Raw genomic sequence first — 21811 nt, forward strand, 5'->3', positions numbered from 1 at the left:
CAGAACGTATCCACAGGACCGCATGGGGCAAATGTGGGAGGGAGCAAGCCCTCTCCCACATTGACTGCGTTTATTCAGCAGAGGGGGGCGTGAGTCGCGCTTCCAGCTCGGCGACTTTCGCTTCCAGGCTTTCTAGCCGTGCTCGCGTGCGCGCCAACACCACCATCTGGCTATCAAACTCTTCACGGCTGACCAGGTCGAGTTTGCTGAAACCGCTTTGCAGCAGCGCCTTGAACTGGCTTTCGATTTCATTGCGGGGCAGCGGGGTGTCGCCGCTGAACAGGCGAGAGGCGTGGCCGCTCAGGGCGTCGAGGAGGTCTTTGGGCGCGAGCATGGGAAATATTCCGGAAAACTGTTGGGCGGCAGTGTATCACGCAGCGTCTATAGTCTTTTTCACGACCGCCAGCGCACGCTTTTCGCGCAATGGGCCCGACACCAGCGCACTGTTTTTGTGCGCATTGCGGTCGCCAAAAAGCCTCGCGGGTGGGCAAAGGCGAGCAAAGGACTGATTTCAGTGATTTTTACGGAGATGGCAAGGTTTCTGCTTAGACGATCATGACCCATGCACTGATGCAGTCGCTGTGACGAATGCAGTGCGCCGACGGATCAGGGGTACAGGTTTCGTCACCAGTGGTTCGCTGGCGTCGCAACGGCACTGCCTTTGCGACGACGCGTTACAAAGCCAGGCACTGCGCTTAGACTTGAGACGGGTTTGTTTTCCTGGGGCAAGTCCACCAATTCGGGAGAGAGTTTTCATGAAGCTAGTCACTGCCATCATCAAGCCGTTCAAGTTGGACGATGTACGCGAGTCGTTGTCCGAGATCGGCGTGCAGGGCATTACCGTTACTGAGGTCAAAGGCTTCGGTCGGCAGAAGGGTCACACCGAGCTGTATCGCGGCGCGGAATATGTAGTCGATTTCCTGCCGAAGGTGAAGATTGATGTCGCCATTGACGACAAGGATCTTGATCGGGTTATCGAGGCGATAACCAAGGCCGCCAACACCGGCAAGATTGGTGACGGCAAGATCTTCGTGGTCAATCTGGAACAGGCTATTCGCATCCGTACCGGCGAAACCGATACCGACGCAATCTAAGCCGCCAAACCCCAACGCCCCAGGAGAAAACAATATGACTCTGCGTAAATTCGCAGGGCTCGGAGCCCTGTTGTCCATCGTAATGCCAAGCCTGGCCATGGCGGCAGACGAAGTGGCTGCTCCAGTCCTCAACTCCGGCGACACCGCCTGGATGCTGACCGCCACCGCCTTGGTGCTGTTCATGACCATCCCTGGCCTGGCGCTGTTCTACGGCGGCATGGTCCGCTCCAAAAATATTCTGTCGGTGATGATGCAGTGCTTCGCCATCACTGGCCTGATCAGCATCCTGTGGGTGGTCTACGGCTACAGCATCGCGTTCGATACGACCGGGATGGAGCAGGGTGTCGTCAACTTCAACTCCTTCTTTGGCGGCATGGGCAAGGCGTTCCTGGCGGGCGTGACCCCAGCCAGCATCACCGGCCCTGCGGCGCTGTTCCCGGAAGCCGTGTTCATCACCTTCCAGATGACCTTCGCCATCATTACCCCAGCGCTGATCGTCGGTGCTTTCGCCGAGCGCATGAAGTTCTCCGCGATGCTGATCTTCATGGCTATCTGGTTCACCCTGGTCTATGCGCCGATCGCGCACATGGTCTGGAGCGGTAACGGTGGCCTGATGTGGGACTGGGGCGTACTGGACTTCGCTGGCGGCACCGTGGTGCACATCAACGCCGGTGTGGCTGGCCTGGTGGCGTGCATCGTGCTCGGCAAGCGTAAAGGCTTCCCGACCACCCCAATGGCACCGCACAACCTGGGTTACACCCTGATCGGCGCGGCCATGCTGTGGATCGGCTGGTTCGGCTTCAACGCCGGCTCCGCTGCCGCCGCCAACGGCACTGCCGGTATGGCGATGCTGGTAACCCAAATCGCGACCGCTGCTGCGGCACTGGGCTGGATGTTCGCCGAGTGGATCACCCACGGTAAGCCAAGCGCCCTGGGCATTGCCTCCGGTGTGGTGGCTGGCCTGGTAGCAATCACCCCAGCTGCTGGAACCGTAGGCCCAATGGGCGCCCTGGTGATCGGCCTGGTCGCCGGTGTGATCTGCTTCTTCTGCGCCACCAGCCTCAAGCGCAAGCTGGGCTACGACGACTCCCTGGACGCATTCGGCGTGCACGGTATCGGCGGTATCGTCGGTGCGATCCTCACCGGTGTGTTCGCAGCCCCTGCCCTGGGCGGCTTCGGCACCGTAACTGACGTGGCTGCGCAGGTCTGGATCCAGTGCAAAGGCGTTGGTTTCACCGTGATCTACACGGCGGTGGTGACCTATATCATCCTCAAGGTACTCGACATGGTCATGGGCCTGCGGGTTACCGAGGAAGAGGAAGCCGTTGGCCTCGACCTGGCGCAACACAACGAACGCGGCTACAACTTGTAAGTACGCGTAAAAAAAATGCCCGGCTTGCCGGGCATTTTTTTGCCTGGTGTTTGTCTGTCCCAGAAAGCTGTAACGGTTTTTCCCAGGAGTTTGTGTTGGTATGCGCGGGGCACTTTTACCCCTGCGAATGTCTTACAGGCATGTAGGCGTATTCGACACTTTGTTTTTTCCCAGAGCGCGCTAGAATGCGCGCCGATGGGCGCAAAACTGTATTTATCCGGGCGAGCAGCGTGATCCTGGCGGTGCTCGTGAAGTCCTCGCCACCTTGCACGGTGATGGGGCATAAGCCACTGGTTATCCAGTGGATGTTGATTTTTTTCCAGCGGCCTTCGACAGTTGGCGAAGCTGGGCTATAACTAATCTGCTTTTCGCAAGTCATGAGGTAGAACATGAGCGACGATGATCTGGAAAACGACGAACTCGAAGTAGGTGACGAAGACGACACCGAAGAAGGTCTGGAGGCGGCAGCGGAAGACGTTGCTGACGACGACGGTGGCGATGATGCACCTGCTCCGACTGCCAAAGGCAAAGCCAAGGCTGCGGTGTCGGTAGACGAACTGCCAAGCGTTGAAGCCAAGAACAAAGAGCGCGATGCCCTGGCCCGTGCGATGGAAGAATTCCTCGCTAAAGGCGGCAAAGTGCAGGAAGTCGAGGCCAACGTGGTGGCAGATCCACCGAAGAAGCCGGATAACAAGTACGGCAGCCGACCTATCTGAGGTCCGTCACCTGCTTGTAAGAAAAAGCCCGCCGTCGCTGCGGGTTTTTTCATGCCTGGTGATTGGCTTGAGCCATATGGCGATTCAAATGTGGGAGGGGGCTTGCTCCCGATAGCGGTGTATCAGCTCACAAATATGCTGGCTGAACCACCGCAATCGGGAGCAAGCCCCCTCCCACATTTGGATTCTCAGTGTTGCTTCTGTCGTGTTATTGCCAGCTGCGGAGCAGTTCTGGCAACTGCGTCAGACTACGAATCTCTGCGTCGGGGCGCTTATCTGCGTCCCAAACCTTGCCGTTGGGGTTAAACCACACCGCCCGCAACCCCGCCTGCTGCGCCCCTGCAATGTCATCTCCCGGATGATCGCCCACATGCACTGCCGCACTGGCCTCCACCCCGCCACGTTGCAAGGCCTCCTGGAACAGTCGTGCGTCGGGCTTGGCAATGCCGATATCTTCGGCACGCAGGGCAAAGTGGAAGTAGTGCGCCAGGCCAACGCGCTGCACATCGGCGTTGCCGTTGGTGATTACACCCAGCAGAAAGTGCTGGCGCAGCGCTTGAAGCATGGGCTCTGCTTCGGGAAATGGAGTGAGTTGGTGTCGCGCATGAATGAAGGCCTCGAAGCACACATCCGCCATCTCCGTGGCTTCAGGCTGTGGATAACCCGCCTCTTCGAACGCATGCATCAACACGCGGTGACGCAGGAGGCTGATGCGGTGTTTCAGCTCGGGATTACGCTCCAGCACCTGCTGGCGCAGACCGGCGAAATGCTCCAACGGCAAGTCGCCGACTTTGGCGGCGTTAACCGTCAGCCACTCGCGCATCGACGCTTCGGCGCTGATGATGACGGGTACGTTGTCCCAGAGCGTGTCGTCCAGGTCGAAGGTGATCAGCTTGATACTCATGAGTCGCCGCCCTTGATGCGTTTGGCCCGTGGATGGGCGCTGTCGTACACCGTTGCCAGGTGTTGGAAGTCCAGATGGGTATAGATCTGAGTGGTCTTGATGTCGGAATGGCCGAGCAGTTCTTGCACGGCGCGAAGGTCCTGAGAAGACTCCAGCATATGGCTGGCAAAGGAGTGCCGCAGCATATGGGGGTGCAGGTTCTGGCCCAGTTCGCGCTCGCCGGCAGCCTTGACCCGCACCTGGATGGCCCGTGGGCCCAAGCGCCGGCCTTGCTGGCTGACAAACACCGCATCGTCGGCTGGGTTGGTCAACAGACGCAACGGCAACCACAGCTGTAAGGCTTCCCTGGCTTTCCTGCCCACCGGTAGCACGCGGGTCTTGCTACCTTTGCCGAGCACTTGCACCAAGCCGTCCGCCAGGTCCAGTTGATCGAGGTTCAAGCCGGTCAGCTCGGAAAGGCGCAGGCCCGACGAGTAGAACAGCTCCAGGATCGCCTGGTCACGATGGGCCAGGAAGTCGTCCTCGACGGCGCCATCCAGCAGTTGCAGGGCTCGATCGGTGTCCAGGGTCTTGGGCAGGCGCCGCTCGCCCTTGGGCGGTGACAGGCCGTTGGCTGGGTCGTGATCGCACAGGCCTTCACGGTTCAGGTAGTGATACAGGCCGCGTACCGCCGAGAGCAGACGCGACAGGCTGCGTGACGACTGACCCGCCTGGTGCAGGCGCGCGATCAGGCTGCGCAGGCTTTGGATATCCAGGGCCTTCCAACTGCTGATCTGTTGCTTTTCGCAATACGCCAGGACCTTGTTCAAGTCCCGCCGATAGGCTTCCAGGGTATGGGGCGACACCTGGCGCTCGTTGCGCAGGTGAGCGCAATAAGCGTCCAGTTGCCGTTCCATGGCTAGCGCACCGCGCGCAGGGCGGTGGTAAAGCGTGGCAGCACGCGGCCCAGCACTTCGGCGATGTAGGTCAAAAACAGTGTGCCGACCGAGCTTTTGTAGTGCGCAGGGTCGCGGCTGGCGATGGCCAGTACGCCATGCAGGCCCTGATGGCTGAGGGCAACCACGGCGGTAGAACCGATTTGCTTGCGTTGTTCGGCGCCAAACAGAAAGTCCAGCTCATGCTCGCGCAGGGTGCCGCTGATGCTCTTGCCTTCGGACAGCAAGCCGCCAATGGCAGTTTGCGCTTCGCTGCCGCTGACCCAGCGACCCACCGGCATCGGGTTGTCGCTGAACAGGATCAGGCTCACAAAGGGCACCTGGAAGTCCTGGCGCAGGCTGTCTTCCACGGCGATTACCGTTTCTTCCAGGCTGTTGGCGTCCATCAGGGCCAGGATCAGGCGACGGGTCTTATCGAACAGACGGTCGTTGTCGCGGGCCACGTCCATCAGGTGCGAGAGCTTGTGGCGCATTTCGATATTGCGCTCGCGCAGGATCTTCATCTGCCGCTCCACCAGCGACACGGTGTCGCCGCGCTGGTGGGGGATGCGCAGGGCCGGCAGCAGTTCTTCGTGTTCAACGAAGAAGTCCGGATTCGCCTCAAGGTACGCCGCGACGGCTGCGGCCTCCAGGCTGTCGCTCGGGGATGCTTGTGCGGGTACTTGAGGCTTATCGGTCATTAGCTGGGCTCACTCATAGACGGACCTGTCCTTCGTATACACGCGAGGCCGGCCCGGTCATCAGTACCGGGTGGCCAGGGCCTGCCCATTCGATGGACAAGCGTCCACCGGGCAGGTCGATCAACAGCGGCGAATCCATCCACCCCTGGCTGATCGCGGCCACGGCAGCGGCGCAAGCACCGGTACCGCAGGCCTGGGTCTCGCCGGCGCCGCGTTCCCACACGCGCAATTGCGCGCGGGTACGGTCGATCACCTGTAGGAAACCTACGTTGACCCGTGCCGGAAAGCGCGGGTGGTGTTCGATCTTCGGCCCCAATTCATGTACGGGCGCGTTATTGATGTCGGTGACCCGCAGCACCGCATGGGGGTTGCCCATGGACACGGCTGCAAGGTCGACGACCTGGCCGTCAACGTCAACTGCGTAGCTGGTGGCCTGCTCGGTGGCCTGGAACGGAATGTCCGCCGGCACCAGGCGTGGCGCGCCCATGTTGACGCTGATCTGGCCGTCGTTGCGGATATCCAGTTCGATCACGCCGCTTTTGGTCTCGACGCGGATCTGGCGCTTGGCGGTCAGGCGCTTGTCCAGCACAAAGCGGGCGAAGCAGCGCGCACCGTTACCGCACTGTTCCACTTCGGAACCGTCGGAGTTGAAGATCCGATAACGGAAATCCACCTCCGGGTTGCTCGGCGCCTCGACGATCAGCAGCTGGTCGAAACCAATACCGGTGTGCCGGTCGCCCCACTGTTTGGCGTGCTTGGGCAGGATGTGCGCGTGCTGGCTGACCAGGTCGAGGACCATGAAATCATTGCCCAGCCCGTGCATCTTGGTAAAACGCAGCAGCATGGCTTACTCCGGCAGCAGGCTTTCGCCAGCATACAACTCGGCTACCGTCTCGCGGCGACGCACTTCAAACGCTTGATCACCGTCCACCAGCACCTCGGCGGTACGGCCGCGGGTGTTGTAGTTGGAGCTCATGACAAACCCATAGGCACCGGCCGAATGCACGGCCAGCAGGTCGCCTTCTTCCAGGGCCAGCTGACGATCCTTGGCCAGGAAGTCGCCGGTCTCGCAGATCGGGCCGACGATGTCATAGGCGCGCGCTTCACCATCACGAGGCGTTACGGCGGTGACGTTCATCCAGGCCTGGTACAGCGCCGGGCGAATCAGGTCGTTCATCGCCGCGTCGACGATGGCGAAGTCCTTGTGCTCGGTGTGCTTGAGGTACTCGACCTGGGTCAGCAGCACACCTGCGTTGGCAACGATGTAGCGGCCCGGCTCGAACATCAGGGTGAGGTCGCGGCCTTCGATACGCTCGCGCACGGCCTGGATGTAGTCGGCAATCAGCGGCGGTTCTTCATCGCGATAGCGCACGCCCACGCCGCCACCGAGGTCGATGTGGTGCAGGTAGATGCCGCACTCGCCGAGGCGGTCGATCAACGCCAGCAGGCGGTCGAGGGCATCGAGGAACGGTGGCAGGCTGGTCAGTTGCGAGCCGATGTGGCAATCGACACCCAGCACTTCCAGGTTCGGCAGTTGAGCGGCGCGGATGTACACGTCCTCGGCGTCGGCAATGGCGATGCCGAACTTGTTCTCTTTGAGACCGGTGGAAATGTACGGGTGGGTGCCGGCGTCGACATCCGGGTTGACGCGCAGGGAGATCGGCGCGCGAACGCCCATCTCGGCGGCCACGACCTGCAGGCGTTCGAGCTCGTCGGTGGACTCGACGTTGAAGCAATGCACGCCGACTTCCAGGGCGCGACGCATGTCTTCACGGCTCTTGCCGACGCCGGAGAACACGATTTTGTCAGCCTGGCCGCCAGCGGCCAATACACGTTCCAGCTCGCCTCGGGACACGATGTCGAAACCGGCGCCCAAGCGCGCCAGGACATTGAGCACGCCCAGGTTGGAGTTGGCCTTGACCGCGTAGCACACCAGGTGTGGAACGCCGATCAGTGGGTCGGTGAAGGAGCGGTATTGGGCTTCGATGTGCGCGCGGGAGTACACGTAGGTCGGGGTACCAAAGCGCTCGGCGATCGCGGACAACGCCACGCCTTCCGCGAACAGCTCGCCGTCCCGGTAGTTAAAAGCGTCCATGGGGTTCCCTTAGTAGGTGTCGTGCTTATGCGCTTTTGCAGGTTTTTGCGACGATTGCGCCTGTTCATTCGGGTCTTTGCTGTCATCTGGCAGGTACAGCGGGCCTTTTTGTCCACAGGCACTAACGAGGCAAGCGACCGCGACGAGCGCAGCAAGGGAAGAGATCAGGCGCTTCATGGCGAAATCCTTGAATATGCATTAATTGCGCCCGAGTATACCGACCACCCGGCAGCTTGCCTATGCGCCGGAATACCCGTCCGGCGGGGCTTTGCCGAGATGGCCGTGAAGCGGACTACGCTGGCTGAGGATATTTCGTACCGTCAATCGCGATGAAATCGGTATCCTTTGCAATCGGCGGGGCTCGCCCGTATCGTGCGGCGCTTGAGCAAAACCAGACACTTTTGAGGTTGCCACAATGAGTTTGACCGAAGCCCGTTTTCACGACCTGGTGGATTCGACCCAGCAGGCGCTGGAAGATATTTTCGACGACAGCGGCCTGGACGTGGACCTGGAAAACTCGGCCGGCGTGCTGACCGTCAAGTTCGAAAGCGGCCAGCAGTTGATCTTCAGTCGCCAGGAGCCCCTGCGTCAGTTGTGGCTGGCGGCGCGTTCCGGTGGCGTTCACTTCGACTACGACGAAGAAAGCGGCAAATGGCAGTGCGACAAGAGCGAAGAGCTGCTGAGCGAAATGCTCGCGCGCCTGGTGAGCGAATACACTGGCGCCGACCTGGATTTCGACGAGATCTGATGGTGACCCAGTCTGCACCTGTACGCCCGCCCAAGCCGCTGTTCAGCAATGTCAGCCCGGCGGTGCCGTCACCTTGTATCAGTTTGTGTCGCCTGGACGAGCAGAAAGTCTGTCTCGGCTGCTTTCGCCATGTGGAAGACATCCGCGAATGGCGTTCGGCCGACGATGCGCGGCGCCGGGTGATCTGCGCCCAGGCCGAGGAGCGCAGGGGCCGCGCCTGAGGTCGTCTTGTTTATTTGTGACGCTGTGGTAGTGTCCGGCTACGCCTCAACTCATCGAGGCCAGTGAGAACCCCGCCTTTTTCTGGCGGGGTTTTGCTTTTTTGTGCAGAAAAAAGGAGTCTGCCTGAATCATGACCACCGCACCGTCCATCATCCTCACCCGTCTTGACGTGCAGCGTCTGGAGCAATTGATCGACCGCCTGGGCGATGAGTTTCCAGGCGTCGAAGCGTTGCAAGCCGAACTCGACCGCGCCGAAGACGTGGTTGGCCACGATGAAGTCCCGGCAGGTGTCGTGACCATGAACTCCAGCGTGCATTGCCGTGAAGAAAGCAGTGGCAAGGATTACCACCTGACCCTGGTCTACCCCAAGGACGCCAATGCGGACGAAGGCAAAATCTCGATCCTGGCGCCGGTGGGCAGCGCATTGCTCGGCCTGCAAGTGGGCCAGCACATCGACTGGCCAGCGCCCGGCGGCAAGACCCTCAAGCTGGAATTGCTCAGCGTTGAAGGCCAGCCCAAAGACGGCGGCGCCTTCCCCCTCTAGATCTGGCTCAGCGCCTCGTTGAGTGACAACTCAAGCTCGGCCTTGTAGCGCAGGTACAGGTTGCTCGGGCTTTGCACATCACCGAGCAGGCCCGACAGGTCCAGGTCGGTGATGTAGCAGCGGTAGCGTTCGGTTTCCCGGCGCTGCCCGACGATTTCCTGGGCTACCACGGCAAAGAGCTGGTCGCCAAACTCCAGTTCGCAAAACTCCCGCTGATTGCAGTACAGGGTAATGCCCACCTGGCCCGGTGCGGCTTTGCCGATAATCGCCTGTACGTCATAAAACGGCTTGTTCGCCGGGTTCTGTGGTGCTGGCCGGGGCTCGATACTGCGTGCGCGACCGTTGCCCGATGGGAGCAGTTGGTAATACAAGGTTTGCACCGCACCCAGCGGTTGTTGTTGGTCCAGCGGCGACAACGCTTCCCGGCGATAAATGATCGACTGCAAAAAGCGCTGCAATGGCGCGAGCAGGCTCTGCTCATCATGAAACGGCAGGCGCTGTTGCCACAGCGCGTTGAACTCATCCAACACATACAGCTCGGCAAAACCGTCGTTGACCCGGTAGAACACCTGCACGCAATCGGCCATGCCCATGGGCAGCAGCAAGGCCAGGTCGTGGTCTTCCAGGGCCATGGCGTCCAGGTGCAGTGGGCTGTAGATGGCTAATTCTTCGCACAGATAGGCGATCAGCGCGTCCTGGGTCGCGAGCGACACATGGGTGGCCTGGCCGGGCATCAATTCCATGACGTGATAGTGCTGCTGCACCTGCAACAGATAACGGTGGTTGGTCTGGCCCAACAGCAGGTTTTGCGCAGTGTCGAAGATCTCTTCCACGCGTTGGGCAATGAACTGCGCGCGGTTGTGACAGAAGCAGCGCACCCGCAGGCGCGGCAGGTGGTCCGGCGGCAGTTGGTTGAGGTAGTCACGCAGGCAATCGAGCAGGGCGTGGGGGCCGTCGTAGCGGCTGACCATCACCTCGTTCCAGCTATTGAGGGTGACCTGGTCCAGGGTGAGCACCAGGTTATCGCGCACACCGGCATAACTGAGCGAGTCGGTGCGCTCGGTAGTCATCAGGATGTTCAGGTCGCGGTGGTGCTTGAGTGGGTCGACGCCGACATTGATCAGCAGCAGCACCTCCTCGGGCACGGCCGAACGTAGCAAGCGCTCTTCATCGACACTGGCCAGGGGCAGGGCGATGGTCTGTTGCAGGCTGCCCAGCAGGTTGAACAGTTCGAATTCGGTCATGTCGCTGGCGCCCGGATGCAGGGCCAGGCGTGTGCTGCTGTCGATCACGCCGTTGCGGTGGCACCAGGTGAGCATTTCCAGCAGGTCGCGGCTGCGCTTGATCGGCGCGAAGTGTTCCGATTCCTGGGCCGTCAGGTTGCCGTTGTACAGGCCCCAATAGTACTGGCCGGGCTCCTTGCGGTTGGGCGACTGCACCAGGGTCAGGGTATCTTCGGCCAGGTCCGGGGCGATGCCGGGGTTGATGAACTCCACTTTGCCGGCCTTGCGCTCGAAGGCCGCGTACAGGCGTCGGCCCAGTACATTGAGGTCGCGCTTGTTGATCAGGCTGACGGTCTGCTCGGTGCGGGCGAACTGGGTCAGGAAGCGGTAGCTGTAGTTCAGCTCATTGACCAGGGCGCGGCGCTCGGACGCTACCTGGCGCACTTTCCATTGGCTGCGACTGTCCAGCAGGGCCAGTTGGCGCGCGTCCCACCCCCACTCATGGGCCAGGCGCTCCAACAGCAAGCGTTGCCAACGGGTGCTGCGCTGGCCGGCGCTGAGCTTGCGGTTGACCTTCAAATACAACGCGCGCCGGACCAGTTCCAGGCGTTCGGGCTCGTTGCGCGCCTTGAGGTATTCCTCGATGCGGCGGTACACCACGATGTACGGGTCCAGTTCGTCCAGGTCCATCTGGTTGGCAAATACCGCCTGTTTGAACCGCAGGCTCAGGCACTGCACGTTGGGGTGTTCACTGGCGTAGACCTCGGTCAGCAGCAGCTTGAGCACCGATTTGTAGGGCGACTCGATGCCCTTGAACAGTTGCCACAGCCCCGCACCGATGAATTCGCCGGGGGGAATGCGCGCCAGGTGGCCCAGGTCGAGGGTCTCATCGGCACGGATAAAACGCTTGGAGATCAGCGTGTGGGTGAATTCGGCGTAACGGCGTTCTTCATACACCGGCACCAACCACCAGATCGGCGTACGCCCGGCCAGCCAGATGGCGGTGCGGTAGAACTCATCCAGCAACAGGTAGTGCTGGGTCGTGCCGCAATCGTCCGAACTGAGCTGGGTGTCGCGTTCGCCAAGCACAAAGCGGGTCGGCTCGATCAGGAAAAAATGCGCCTCGGCGCCCATGGTCAGGGCCCAGGCTTCGAGTAATTGGCACTTCCTGCGCAGTTCGGCCAACTCGGTTTCGCCAAGGTCCGGCGCGTGGCACACCCATACATCCATGTCGCTCTGGTCAGCCTGGGCCAGGGTGCCGAGGCTGCCCATCAGAAACAGGCCGTGGATCGGGCAGGGCGGGTTGCCATGGCGCGGTTTGTAGGAGAACGAACGGGTCAGGCGCTGGGCTTCGGTGAGGGCCTGGGCGTCGGGTTCGAAGTTCGACAGGCCTGCCGGTGTACTGCCGGATACGTAGCCGGGCAGCAGAGGATGGTTGACGTGGAAAAACAGCGGCAACAGGGTCAACACGCTTTGCTGGCGCGGTGTCAGGCCTTCGAGTGCCCGGGCCATGCGGCCGTCATTGAGGGCCATGAAGCGTGCGCGCAGTTGGGCCAGCACCTTGCGGTCAATGCCTTCGTCCAGGTCAGGGCGGATTTCGTGGGTGCGGGTCATGTCGAACTCGGTGGCTCGCAGGGCCCGACGTGGGCGGCCGTGTTGGAGTTTACAGCCAGGAGCGTAGGAGGTTTAGAGGCAAATGGTTTTTGGCGCCAGAATTTTGTGTCTTGCACGGCAACGCCCTCGGAATCCGCAGGGGGCGGACTCCATGGGCGGTATCAGGTGTCAGGCGGCTTCTTTGGTGCTGGCAGTTGTAAGGATGGTCAGCAGGGTTTGTGCCTGCTCTGCAGCATCACGACCCAGGCTGGTCAGATAGCCTCCGTCCGGCTGGTCGATAAGCCCTTTGGCGTGTAGGCGTTTGGCAGCGGCAATAGCGGTGGGGGCGGCGGTCTGGTGGACTTTCAGACCTTCCTTGGTGCTATCGAGGGGGAAGAGTACAAGGATTTCCAGTTCGGCAACCAACTCAGGGGTATACGACATAAGGACTCCAGACTTTCTAAGAATTTATTAGAGGCTAGCAGGCCATAAGGTGAACGCACTTTGCCGAACTGTCCAGTGTGTAACCGCGTACTGGATTTATTGCTTTTCGGGCGGCAATGTCGGCAGGGCACGCAGCGCAGTTTCATACCATTCGGTATTGAACGCGCGGTCTTCTTCCAGCAGTGCATCGATCTCGACGGCCAGTACGTGGGCCATCAATTGCAGGATCTCTTCACGCTCATAACCGACCAGGGTCAGCTTGTTGAAGGTGGCCTTGGCGGCAGGCGGGTTTTCGCTTTCGATCTGGTTCTCGATGGCTTCGATCAAGGTGTTTTCGGCGAATTCTTCTTCGTCGTTGTCGATATCGGTCGGCTCGCTCATGGCAGGCTCCTTAAGGGAAGGGCGCCAGTCTACCCCCATTCAGGCAGGTGATGCTGCTGGTCAGGCGAGGGCTTCGGATCTATAACCTTTACAGCCAACCCCACACCCGGCCTGGAGGCAGTCGCAATGCTCAAGCTCTACGGATTTTCGGTCAGCAACTACTACAACATGGTCAAACTGGCGCTGATGGAGAAGGGACTGCCTTTCGAAGAGGTGCCTTTTTATGCCGGGCAAACGCCAGAAGCCCTCGCTGTGAGCCCGCGAGGCAAGGTGCCGGTGCTGGGGGTGAAGCAAGGCTTTATCAACGAAACCAGCGTGATCCTTGAATATATCGAGCAAACCCAGGAGGGTCCTTCGCTGCTGCCGGCTGATCCGTTCCAGCGTGCCCAGGTACTGGCGCTGTGCCGGGAGATTGAGCTGTACATCGAACTGCCCGCCCGTACCTGTTACGCCGAGGCGTTTTTCGGCATGCCGGTACCGCAGGCGATCAAGGATAAATCCAAGGCTGAGTTGCTGCTGGGTGTCGGGGCGTTGGGGCGGCATGGCAAATTCGCGCCCTATGTGGCGGGGGAGAGCTTTACGTTGGTGGATCTGTATTTCATGTACAGCATGAACCTCGCCTGTGGGGTGGGCGAGAAGTTGTTTGGCTTGGACTTGCTGGCTGAGATGCCGTCAGCCAAGGCGTTGCTGGAGACGCTGCATGCCATGCCCAATGCCCAGAAGGTCGCGGCGGACAGGGACGCGGCGATGCCGGCGTTTATGGCGATGATTGCTGCCAAGAAGTAGTCAGGGGTGGGGTAGATCAAAATGTGGGAGCTTGCTTGCGAAAGCGGAGTGTCAGTCGACGAATGTATCGACTGATATTCCGCTTTCGCGAGCAAGCCCGCTCCCACAGGTTTAACCGAGTTGTTGCGCAACCCTCGGTTTAGCGGCTGGCGAGCAAGGCCTGGCCGCGCACCACGGCTGCCTTGACCTGCGCCGGCGCAGTCCCGCCAACATGGTTACGTGCATTCACCGAGCCTTCCAGCGTCAGCACTGCGAACACGTCCTGCTCGATCTGGTCGCTGAACTGACGCAGTTCTTCCAAGCTCATTTCCGCCAGGTCCTTGCCGGTGTCCACGCCGTATTTGACGGCATGGCCGACGATTTCGTGGCAGTCACGGAACGGCAGGCCACGGCGCACCAGGTAGTCCGCCAGGTCGGTGGCGGTGGAGAACCCGCGCAGCGCCGCTTCACGCATGATCGCGTGCTTGGGCTTGATCGCCGGGATCATGTCGGCAAACGCGCGCAGCGAGTCGCGCAGGGTGTCGGCGGCGTCGAACAGCGGCTCTTTGTCTTCCTGGTTGTCCTTGTTGTAGGCCAGCGGTTGGCCTTTCATCAGGGTCAGCAGGCCCATCAGCGCGCCGAATACACGGCCGCTTTTGCCACGTACCAGCTCGGGCACGTCGGGGTTTTTCTTTTGCGGCATGATCGAGCTGCCGGTGCAGAAGCGGTCCGGCAGGTCGATGAACTGGAATTGCGCGCTGGTCCACAGCACCAGCTCTTCGGAGAAACGCGACAGGTGCATCATCGCGATGCTGGCGGCGGCGCAGAATTCGATGGCGAAGTCACGGTCGGACACGCCGTCCAGGGAGTTGCCGCCCACGGCGTCGAAGCCCAGCAACTGCGCGGTGTATTCGCGGTCGATCGGGTAGGTGGTGCCGGCCAGTGCGGCGCTGCCCAGGGGCATGCGGTTGGCGCGCTTGCGACAGTCCACCAGGCGCTCGTAGTCGCGGCTGAGCATTTCGAACCAGGCCAGCAGGTGGTGGCCGAAAGTCACAGGCTGCGCGGTCTGCAGGTGGGTGAAGCCGGGCATGATGGTGGCCGACTCACGCTCGGCCTGCTCCAGCAGGCCTTTTTGCAGGCGGGTGATTTCGGCCAGGATCAGGTCGATTTCGTCACGGATCCACAGGCGGATATCAGTGGCGACCTGGTCGTTACGGCTACGGCCAGTGTGCAGTTTCTTGCCGGTCACACCGATACGGTCGGTGAGGCGGGCCTCGATATTCATGTGCACGTCTTCCAGGTCGACGCGCCAGTCGAACGTACCGGCTTCGATCTCACCGCGGATGGTGGTCAGGCCGTCGATGATGCTGTCGCGCTCGGCATCGGTCAGCACGCCGACCTTGGCCAGCATCGTCGCGTGGGCGATGGAGCCCATGATGTCGTGGCGGTACAGGCGCTGGTCGAAAGTGACGGAGGCGGTGAAGCGGGCGACGAAGGCGTCGACGGGTTCACTGAAGCGGCCGCCCCAGGACTGGTTGGTCTTGTCGGTGCTCATGGATTCGCTCGTGATTGCTTAATAAAGAGGCTTGGAAGTGTGCCGGCGATAATAACAGGGTTGCCTGCGCAGGCGGTGCTGCGGGTCGTCGGCATTTTTATTTGTGCAAACGATGGCTAAGTGCCTTGCCGTCGATCGCGTCCGGGACGAGACTGGAGACAGAGGCTTATTGAAACGATATTTGACGATTGAGCAATGCCGTCTCGGTGAGCGTCTACAGTTGGACTGATAGTGTGTGAATGCACCAAAGTCGGGTGATGCGGTCAGAACCCAGACTATCCATTTGAAACGGGGGGTATTCGGATTGTGTATCAGCAAACCCTACGACGATGCCCGCAGGCAGCAGGTCTTGGGCGCTATTGAACAGGTCCGGGTAAATATGGGTGCCGCTGCCAGGGCACTTTTTGCCGCTCGCGCTAGTCTTAGCGTGGATCGCAGTGACGCAAGTCACCGCACCTGTCTACGCTATCCTTGTGCGAGACTCACGCAGGAATCCAGCGCAATATGAATGTCCTGATCGTTGATGACGAACCCCAAGCCCGCGAGCGACTGAGCCGTTTGGTCAATGAGCTTGAGGGTTATACAGTCCTTGAACCGAGCGCCACCAACGGCGAAGAGGCGTTGACGCTGATCGACAGCCTCAAGCCCGATGTGGTGTTGCTCGATATCCGCATGCCGGGCCTCGACGGCCTGCAGGTTGCGGCCCGCCTGAGCGAGCGAGAGTCACCACCGGCCGTGGTGTTTTGTGCGACCCAGGAAGAGTTTTCCACCGAGACCCTGGACGCCAGCGGTGCCAGCTTCGTAGCCAAGCCGGTGACGGGCGAAGCGCTGCTCAAGGCCCTCAAGAAGGCCGAGCGGCCCAACCGCATCCAGCTGGCCGCCCTTACCCAACCTGCTGCCCAAAGTGGCAACGGGCCGCGCAGTCATATCAGCGCCCGCACCCGCAAAGGCATCGAACTGATCCCGCTGAGCCAGGTGGTCTACTTCATTGCGGACCACAAGTACGTGACCCTGCGTCACGAAGCCGGCGAGGTGCTGCTCGATGAGCCGCTCAAGGCCCTTGAGGATGAATTTGGCGATCGCTTCGTGCGTATCCACCGCAATGCGCTGGTGGCCCGCGAGCGAATAGAGCGCCTGCAACGCACGCCCCTGGGGCACTTCCAGTTATTCCTCAAAGGGCTTAACGGCGATGCCTTGATCGTCAGCCGACGCCATGTGGCCGGTGTGCGCAAAATGATGCAGCAGCTTTAGCCCGAGCGCTTTTGCCGCACCTGCATTGCTTATCCCGGTGCGACGCGGCCAGGGAGGCCCCGCACTTGCTGATTCAAATCAAAGCGTATTTGGCTGAGCTGTTATTATCTGCCGTATCTATTCAGTACGGATTGATCCATGTCCTCTCGCGAAATCCGCATCGCCACCCGTAAAAGCGCCCTGGCCTTGTGGCAGGCCGAATACGTCAAAGCACGCCTTGAGCAGGCCCATCCGGGCCTTACGGTGTCCCTGGTGCCCATGGTCAGTCGCGGCGACAAGCTGCTGGACTCGCCGCTGTCGAAGATCGGCGGCAAGGGTTTGTTCGTCAAGGAACTGGAAACCGCACTGCTGGAAAACGAAGCCGACATCGCCGTGCATTCGATGAAAGACGTGCCCATGGACTTCCCCGAAGGCCTGGGCCTTTTTTGTATCTGCGAGCGCGAAGACCCTCGCGATGCCTTCGTTTCCAATACCTACGCTTCCCTGGATGATCTGCCCCTGGGCAGTATTGTCGGCACCTCCAGCCTGCGTCGCCAGGCTCAGCTACTGACTCGCCGACCCGACCTGCAGATCCGCTTCCTGCGCGGCAACGTCAACACCCGCTTGGCCAAGCTCGACGCCGGTGAGTATGACGCGATCATTCTCGCCGCGGCCGGCCTGATCCGCCTGGGCTTTGAAGACCGCATCACCTCGGCCATCAGTGTCGAGGACAGCTTGCCGGCAGGCGGACAGGGCGCGGTGGGCATCGAATGCCGCACCGCCGACACCGAGATCCAGGCCCTGCTCAAACCCCTCGACCACCACGACACTGAAGTGCGCGTCACGGCCGAACGTGCCCTGAACAAACACCTCAACGGCGGCTGCCAGGTTCCGATCGCGTGCTACGCCGTGCTGGAAGGTGAAAACCTGTGGCTGCGTGGCCTGGTGGGCGACCCCGACGGCGGCACCCTGTTGACCGCCGAAGTACGCGGGCCGCAGCGTGATGCCACGGCCCTGGGTATTCAGGTGGCCGAGGAACTGCTGGATAAGGGCGCGGGCGCTATCCTGCAGAAAGTCTATGGCGAGGCCGGCCCGCAGTGACCCAATGGCGAGTGCTGCTGACGCGGCCTGCCGAGGAGTCGGCGACCCTGGCGGCGTCGCTTTCACAGGCCGGTATTTTCAGCAGCAGTCTGCCGTTGTTGGACATCGAGCCGCTTCCAGTCACGCCTGGGCAGCAGGCGGTTTTTCATGACCTTGGCCGCTATTGCGCGGTGATCGTGGTGAGCAAGCCTGCCGCGCGCCTGGCGGTGCAGCAGTTGAACCAGGCCTGGCCGCATACGCCATGGTTCAGCGTCGGTGCCGCTACCGCGCAGGTATTGGCTGATCACGGCCTCACCGTTCACTATCCTTTCTCTGGCGATGACAGCGAGGCCTTGCTTCAATTGCCCGCGTTGCGCGAGGCTATCGCACGCCCCGGTGCGCGGGTGTTGATCCTGCGCGGCGAGGGCGGGCGCGAGCTGCTGGCTGAGCGTTTGCGTGAGCAAGGTGCTAGTGTCGACTACCTGGAGTTGTACCGTCGTTTCCTTCCGGCCTACGACGCCGGGGTGCTGATGCAACGCATCCAGTTGGAACGCCTGAACGGCCTGGTGGTCAGCAGTGGGCAGGGTTTTATGAACCTGCAGGCCTTGGCCGGCGCCGATTGGCCCCAGGTGGCGCAGTTGCCGTTGTTCGTGCCCAGCCCGCGAGTCCAGGAGATGGCGCAGGCTGCTGGTGCAGAAAAAGTTGTGGATTGTCGTGGTGCAAGTGCCACGGCTTTGTTAGTGGCGTTGCGTAGCACGACCTTTTAAGGAAGGCCGCCGCCACTCTCTGATACGCAAAGGACGGATACGTGAGCGAAACAGCCTTGCCTAAAGATGAAACCCAACCCGCACTCGATGCGCCGGTTGAGTCACCGGTCACCACGCCGCGCCGTGGCAATGGCCTGGCAATCGTCGCCTTGCTGCTGGGCGCTGCCGGGGTCGCCGCTGGCGGGTGGGGGATCTGGCAGGTCCGCGCCCTGCAAGCGAGCAGCCAGCAGCAACTGGGCCAGGTGCGGACGCTGGATGACCAAGCCCAGTCCCTCAAGCAGAGCCAGCAGCAACTGGCGGCACGCCTGGCCCAGTTGCCGGGAGCCGATGAGCTGGAGGAGCGCCGCCGGCTGGTCGCCCAACTGCAAGGTGATCAACAACGCCTGAGCCAGCGCCTGGAGACCGTGCTGGGTGCCAGTCGCCAGGACTGGCGCTTGGCTGAAGCCGAGCACCTGATTCGTTTGGCGAGCCTGCGCCTGTCTGCGCTGCAAGATATCAATAGCGCCCAGTCGCTGGTGCAGGGGGCCGACGAGATTCTTCGCGAGCAAAGCGACCCAGGCTCCTACGCCGCCCGCGAGCAATTGGCCAAGAGTCTGGCCGCGCTGCGCAGCACCGAGCAGCCGGACCGTACTGGCCTGTACCTGCAATTGGCCGCGCTGCGTGACCAGGTGGTGCAGCTGGCAGCCATCGCGCCTGAGTACCAGTTGACCGAGCCCGCGTCACAAGGACGCCCGACCACGGATACCGACAGCCGCTGGAGCCAGTGGTGGGAGCAGATTTCCCGATACTTCCGGATTGACTTCAACCCTGACGACAACATCCGTCCGCTGCTGGCTGGCCAAGGCCTGAACCAGGTGCGCCTGGCCCTGAGCCTGGCCCTGGAGCAGGCGCAATGGGCCGCGCTCAATGGTGAGTCGGCGGTGTATAGCCGCTCCCTTGGCGAAGCGCGCAGTGTGTTGCAGGACAACTTCAACCAGGACAACCCGCAGAGCAAGGCGATGCTGGCACGTATTGCCGAGCTTGAGCCCAAGGCCGTGTCCGTGGTGACGCCGGACCTGGCCGCGAGCCTGGCGGCCGTGCAGGCGTACCTGGAGCGTCGGCATCTCTCTGCCGATGAAGCCAAGGCGGCGGCCACGCCGGCCAAGCAGGAGTAGAACCGATGAAGCGTTTCTATGTGATCCTGGTGCTGGTGATTGCAATCGCGCTGGCACTGGCCGTGGGCATTTCGAAACACACAGGCTACGTGCTGATTACCTACCCCCATGTGCTGCACTACGAGTCGAGCCTGTGGGCGACGTTGGTGGCGGTGTTTGCCATCGGCCTGGCGATCTACCTGGTTCGCGTGCTGCTGAGCCTGGTGACCGCGTCGGGTGGCGTGGTCAACCCGTGGTCGCGGCGCAACCGCAGCCGCCGTGTTCAGATCGCTATCGAGCAGGGCCAGATGGACCTCGCCGAAGGCCGCTGGGCCAGCGCCGAGCGCCATCTGCACCGTGCTGCCGAGGCGGAGCGCCAGCCACTGCTGTACTACCTCGGTGCGGCCAGGGCGGCCAATGAGCAGGGGCGCTATGAAGAGTCCGATGGTTTGCTTGAGCGAGCACTGGAGCGTCAGCCTCAGGCCGAACTGGCCATCGCCTTGAGCCATGCGCAGCTGCAGTTGGACCGCGGCGATACCGACGGCGCGCTGACCACCTTGCAGGCCATGCACGAGCGCCATCCCCATAACGCTCAGGTGTTGCGTCAGTTGCAGCGCCTGCATCAACAGCGGGGCGACTGGTCGTCAGTGATTCGCCTGTTGCCGGAGTTGCGCAAGGACAAGGTGCTGCCTGCCAGCGAACTGGCTGAGCTGGAACGCCGTGCCTGGGGTGAAAACCTGAGCCTGGCGGCCCAGCGCGAAGAGCAGGGCGAAGCAAGCCTGCAGTCCCTGGAGCGGGCCTGGCAGCAACTCACTTCCGCCCAGCGCCAGGAACCGCAACTGGTGCTGGCCTATGCCGAGCAACTGCGTCAGTTGGGTGCCGATGCCAAGGCCGAGGAGGCGCTACGTGGTGCGATCAAGCGCGATTACGACAGCCACCTCATCCGTCTCTACGGCCTGCTGCGCGGTGCTGATCCGGCGCGGCAATTGAAATTTGCCGAAGGTTGGCTCAAGGACCATCCCGCCGATGCCAGCCTGCTGCTGACGTTGGGTCGGTTGTGCCTGCAAAACAGCTTGTGGGGCAAGGCGCGGGACTATCTGGAAAGCAGCCTGCATGTACAGCGCAACCCTGAGGCCTGTGCCGAGTTGGCGCGTCTGCTTGCCCAGTTGGGCGACACTGAGCGCAGCAACCAGTTGTTCCAGGAGGGGCTGGGGTTGTTGGATAGCCGCTTGCTGGCTTCGCCTCTGCCTATTCCTGCTCGGGTTTGAGGTAGGAAAGTGTCCGAGGGTAGGTTCAGAAGTGTCTGACCATTACTCCTCTTGGGCCCCTATGGATAAGGGGCCCGGCGGCTTTTTCGGCAGAGTCCTACGTTCCTTTTCGTGAAGTCTTCCAGTTTCTGATGGGATGTCCTTACGTTGTCGCGGAAATGTCTGGTCCAGTGCTTATTGAAAGGAGTCAGGCCTTTCCTCTACCGTAGCGGCCTATCTTTCGCGATGCGGATAAAGCATGTCTTTGGCCCCTTCACGCTCATTATTTTTCCTTGCGTTCATGGCGGGTGCGCTTACGTTGGGAGCGTCTTTTTATCTTGAATTCGGCGCCTCTTTGCGCCCGTGTTTCCTGTGCCAGCTGCAACGGATCTTGCTGGCGGCCTTTGCGCTGATCAATCTGCTCGGCGCCCTCCACAACCCTCGCAATTGGGCCGCCTACGTCTATGGGCTGGCGAGCATGGCCTGCGCCGCGCTCGGCGCCATTACGGCCGTACGCCAGGTGCTGCTGCAAAATGTCGCGCCTGACCAGGTAGGTGACTGCTGGCCCAGCCTGCACTACATGATCGAAAACCTGTCGTTCTGGCAGGCGTTGCAATTGACCCTCAAAGGGACTGTCGACTGCGCGGAACTCAACTGGACCTTGTTTGACCTAAGCTTGCCTGAGTGGAGCCTGTTGTTCTTCGTGGGGATGTTGATCCTTGGCATCCTGCAGTTTTCGCGGCTGCTGTTGAGCAGGCATTTTCGCCCGACAAGCCACTAAACACAGGGCAAGATTTGTAGGACGGGATTAAACACTTGTATGAACTTTCTCTCCTGCGTACCTTGAAGCCATAGGCATGCGGGCATAATCTGGCCCGCACATGTCGTCGAAACCGTTTGTCAGACGCGGCCTTGTCCGGCTGCCGCTTATCCTTGAAGTGTTGCGCGGGCACCAGGCGGCAGCGCCCCTATAGGGAAGAGAGATCATCATGCTGGAAAGTTGTCAGAATGCTCAGGAACGCTGGGGTGGGGTGCACAAGCTCATCGACAGATGGCTGCTGGAGCGCCACGAACTGATTCAGG

The 21811-nt window shown here is 61.3% G+C and carries 25 protein-coding genes; 14 read left to right on the forward strand and 11 right to left on the reverse strand.

Going from position 1 to position 21811, the window contains the following annotated elements; genetic code table 11:
- Nucleotides 1–70: 70 nt before the first annotated feature.
- Nucleotides 71–334 (reverse strand): accessory factor UbiK family protein, encoded by a 264-nt coding sequence (locus DYL59_RS11880; protein ID WP_071488052.1) that lies wholly within the window; start codon nt 332–334, stop codon nt 71–73.
- Nucleotides 335–755: 421 nt separating this feature from the next.
- Here DYL59_RS11880 and glnK point away from each other — a divergent pair, with 421 nt between their 5' ends.
- The 3 genes from glnK (at nt 756) to sutA (ending at nt 3182) form a co-directional block, all read left to right on the forward strand.
- Nucleotides 756–1094 (forward strand): P-II family nitrogen regulator, encoded by a 339-nt coding sequence (gene glnK / locus DYL59_RS11885; protein WP_002555808.1) that lies wholly within the window; start codon nt 756–758, stop codon nt 1092–1094.
- A 34-nt stretch (nt 1095–1128) separates the two neighbouring features.
- Nucleotides 1129–2466, forward strand: a complete 1338-nt coding sequence (locus tag DYL59_RS11890) for an ammonium transporter (RefSeq protein ID WP_135289348.1) — start codon at nt 1129–1131, stop codon at nt 2464–2466.
- 389 nt (nt 2467–2855) lie between these two features.
- Nucleotides 2856–3182, forward strand: a complete 327-nt coding sequence (sutA, locus tag DYL59_RS11895; RefSeq protein WP_135289349.1) for a transcriptional regulator SutA — start codon at nt 2856–2858, stop codon at nt 3180–3182.
- 208 nt (nt 3183–3390) lie between these two features.
- On the opposite strand, the gene DYL59_RS11900 is transcribed toward sutA, so the two are convergent.
- The 6 genes from DYL59_RS11900 to lptM are packed head-to-tail and all read right to left on the reverse strand — an operon-like array spanning nt 3391 to nt 7973.
- The gene (locus DYL59_RS11900) at nt 3391–4086 is read right to left on the reverse strand and encodes an HAD family hydrolase (RefSeq protein WP_135289350.1); all 696 of its coding nucleotides are present in this window, start codon (nt 4084–4086) and stop codon (nt 3391–3393) included.
- Nucleotides 4083–4982, reverse strand: a complete 900-nt coding sequence (gene xerC / locus DYL59_RS11905) for a tyrosine recombinase XerC (protein ID WP_010207453.1) — start codon at nt 4980–4982, stop codon at nt 4083–4085. The genes DYL59_RS11900 and xerC overlap by 4 nt, the downstream gene beginning before the upstream one ends.
- A gap of 2 nt (nt 4983–4984) precedes the next feature.
- Complete coding sequence (locus tag DYL59_RS11910; protein ID WP_135289351.1) at nt 4985–5701, reverse strand: DUF484 family protein; 717 nt, start codon at nt 5699–5701, stop codon at nt 4985–4987.
- A gap of 13 nt (nt 5702–5714) precedes the next feature.
- Entirely contained in the window at nt 5715–6545 is an 831-nt protein-coding gene (dapF, locus tag DYL59_RS11915; protein WP_135289352.1) for a diaminopimelate epimerase, read from the reverse strand.
- Nucleotides 6546–6548: 3 nt separating this feature from the next.
- Nucleotides 6549–7796 carry a diaminopimelate decarboxylase gene (gene lysA / locus DYL59_RS11920; protein WP_135289353.1) on the reverse strand — a complete coding sequence of 416 codons (1248 nt, stop codon included), beginning with the start codon at nt 7794–7796 and terminating at the stop codon, nt 6549–6551.
- A gap of 9 nt (nt 7797–7805) precedes the next feature.
- Entirely contained in the window at nt 7806–7973 is a 168-nt protein-coding gene (gene lptM, locus DYL59_RS11925; protein WP_017845169.1) for an LPS translocon maturation chaperone LptM, read from the reverse strand.
- 238 nt (nt 7974–8211) lie between these two features.
- On the opposite strand from lptM, the gene cyaY reads away from it, so the two are divergent.
- The 3 genes from cyaY (at nt 8212) to rnk (ending at nt 9310) form a co-directional block, all read left to right on the forward strand.
- Entirely contained in the window at nt 8212–8544 is a 333-nt protein-coding gene (gene cyaY / locus DYL59_RS11930; protein WP_015886499.1) for an iron donor protein CyaY, read from the forward strand.
- Between the two features lie 2 nt (nt 8545–8546).
- On the forward strand, nt 8547–8765 hold the full coding sequence (locus DYL59_RS11935) for a DUF1289 domain-containing protein (RefSeq protein ID WP_135289370.1): 219 nt from the start codon (nt 8547–8549) through the stop codon (nt 8763–8765).
- A gap of 131 nt (nt 8766–8896) precedes the next feature.
- Nucleotides 8897–9310 carry a nucleoside diphosphate kinase regulator gene (gene rnk, locus DYL59_RS11940; protein ID WP_135289354.1) on the forward strand — a complete coding sequence of 138 codons (414 nt, stop codon included), beginning with the start codon at nt 8897–8899 and terminating at the stop codon, nt 9308–9310.
- Here the strand turns inward: rnk and DYL59_RS11945 are convergent.
- The 3 genes from DYL59_RS11945 to DYL59_RS11955 all read right to left on the reverse strand — a co-directional run bounded on the left by DYL59_RS11945 (nt 9307) and on the right by DYL59_RS11955 (nt 12951).
- Nucleotides 9307–12147: a class I adenylate cyclase gene (locus DYL59_RS11945; protein ID WP_135289355.1), complete on the reverse strand. Its 2841-nt coding sequence runs from the start codon at nt 12145–12147 to the stop codon at nt 9307–9309. The genes rnk and DYL59_RS11945 overlap by 4 nt on opposite strands.
- A gap of 168 nt (nt 12148–12315) precedes the next feature.
- Nucleotides 12316–12570: a TIGR02647 family protein gene (locus DYL59_RS11950; RefSeq protein WP_003195403.1), complete on the reverse strand. Its 255-nt coding sequence runs from the start codon at nt 12568–12570 to the stop codon at nt 12316–12318.
- Between the two features lie 96 nt (nt 12571–12666).
- Nucleotides 12667–12951 (reverse strand): hypothetical protein, encoded by a 285-nt coding sequence (locus tag DYL59_RS11955; protein ID WP_135289356.1) that lies wholly within the window; start codon nt 12949–12951, stop codon nt 12667–12669.
- A 126-nt stretch (nt 12952–13077) separates the two neighbouring features.
- Here DYL59_RS11955 and DYL59_RS11960 point away from each other — a divergent pair, with 126 nt between their 5' ends.
- Nucleotides 13078–13737 carry a glutathione S-transferase family protein gene (locus tag DYL59_RS11960; RefSeq protein ID WP_135289357.1) on the forward strand — a complete coding sequence of 220 codons (660 nt, stop codon included), beginning with the start codon at nt 13078–13080 and terminating at the stop codon, nt 13735–13737.
- Between the two features lie 139 nt (nt 13738–13876).
- Here the strand turns inward: DYL59_RS11960 and argH are convergent, their stop codons facing one another.
- The gene (argH, locus tag DYL59_RS11965; protein ID WP_135289358.1) at nt 13877–15271 is read right to left on the reverse strand and encodes an argininosuccinate lyase; all 1395 of its coding nucleotides are present in this window, start codon (nt 15269–15271) and stop codon (nt 13877–13879) included.
- A gap of 504 nt (nt 15272–15775) precedes the next feature.
- Between argH and DYL59_RS11970 the strand changes: the two genes are divergently transcribed.
- The 7 genes from DYL59_RS11970 to DYL59_RS12000 all read left to right on the forward strand — a co-directional run.
- Nucleotides 15776–16522 carry a LytR/AlgR family response regulator transcription factor gene (locus DYL59_RS11970; RefSeq protein WP_135289359.1) on the forward strand — a complete coding sequence of 249 codons (747 nt, stop codon included), beginning with the start codon at nt 15776–15778 and terminating at the stop codon, nt 16520–16522.
- A gap of 138 nt (nt 16523–16660) precedes the next feature.
- Nucleotides 16661–17602, forward strand: a complete 942-nt coding sequence (gene hemC / locus DYL59_RS11975; protein ID WP_135289360.1) for a hydroxymethylbilane synthase — start codon at nt 16661–16663, stop codon at nt 17600–17602.
- Nucleotides 17599–18348: a uroporphyrinogen-III synthase gene (locus tag DYL59_RS11980; protein ID WP_135289361.1), complete on the forward strand. Its 750-nt coding sequence runs from the start codon at nt 17599–17601 to the stop codon at nt 18346–18348. The genes hemC and DYL59_RS11980 overlap by 4 nt, the downstream gene beginning before the upstream one ends.
- Before the next feature lie 41 nt (nt 18349–18389).
- Nucleotides 18390–19502: a uroporphyrinogen-III C-methyltransferase gene (locus tag DYL59_RS11985; protein WP_135289362.1), complete on the forward strand. Its 1113-nt coding sequence runs from the start codon at nt 18390–18392 to the stop codon at nt 19500–19502.
- A gap of 5 nt (nt 19503–19507) precedes the next feature.
- Nucleotides 19508–20749: a heme biosynthesis protein HemY gene (locus tag DYL59_RS11990; protein ID WP_135289363.1), complete on the forward strand. Its 1242-nt coding sequence runs from the start codon at nt 19508–19510 to the stop codon at nt 20747–20749.
- A 238-nt stretch (nt 20750–20987) separates the two neighbouring features.
- Nucleotides 20988–21509 carry a disulfide bond formation protein B gene (locus DYL59_RS11995; RefSeq protein ID WP_135289364.1) on the forward strand — a complete coding sequence of 174 codons (522 nt, stop codon included), beginning with the start codon at nt 20988–20990 and terminating at the stop codon, nt 21507–21509.
- Nucleotides 21510–21717: 208 nt separating this feature from the next.
- Nucleotides 21718–21811 (forward strand): Rsd/AlgQ family anti-sigma factor (locus tag DYL59_RS12000; RefSeq protein WP_135289365.1); only part of this gene is annotated, 94 nt, incomplete at its 3' end.

It is taken from the genome of Pseudomonas kairouanensis (assembly GCF_004682055.1).
Taxonomy (GTDB): Bacteria; Pseudomonadota; Gammaproteobacteria; order Pseudomonadales; family Pseudomonadaceae; genus Aquipseudomonas; species Aquipseudomonas kairouanensis.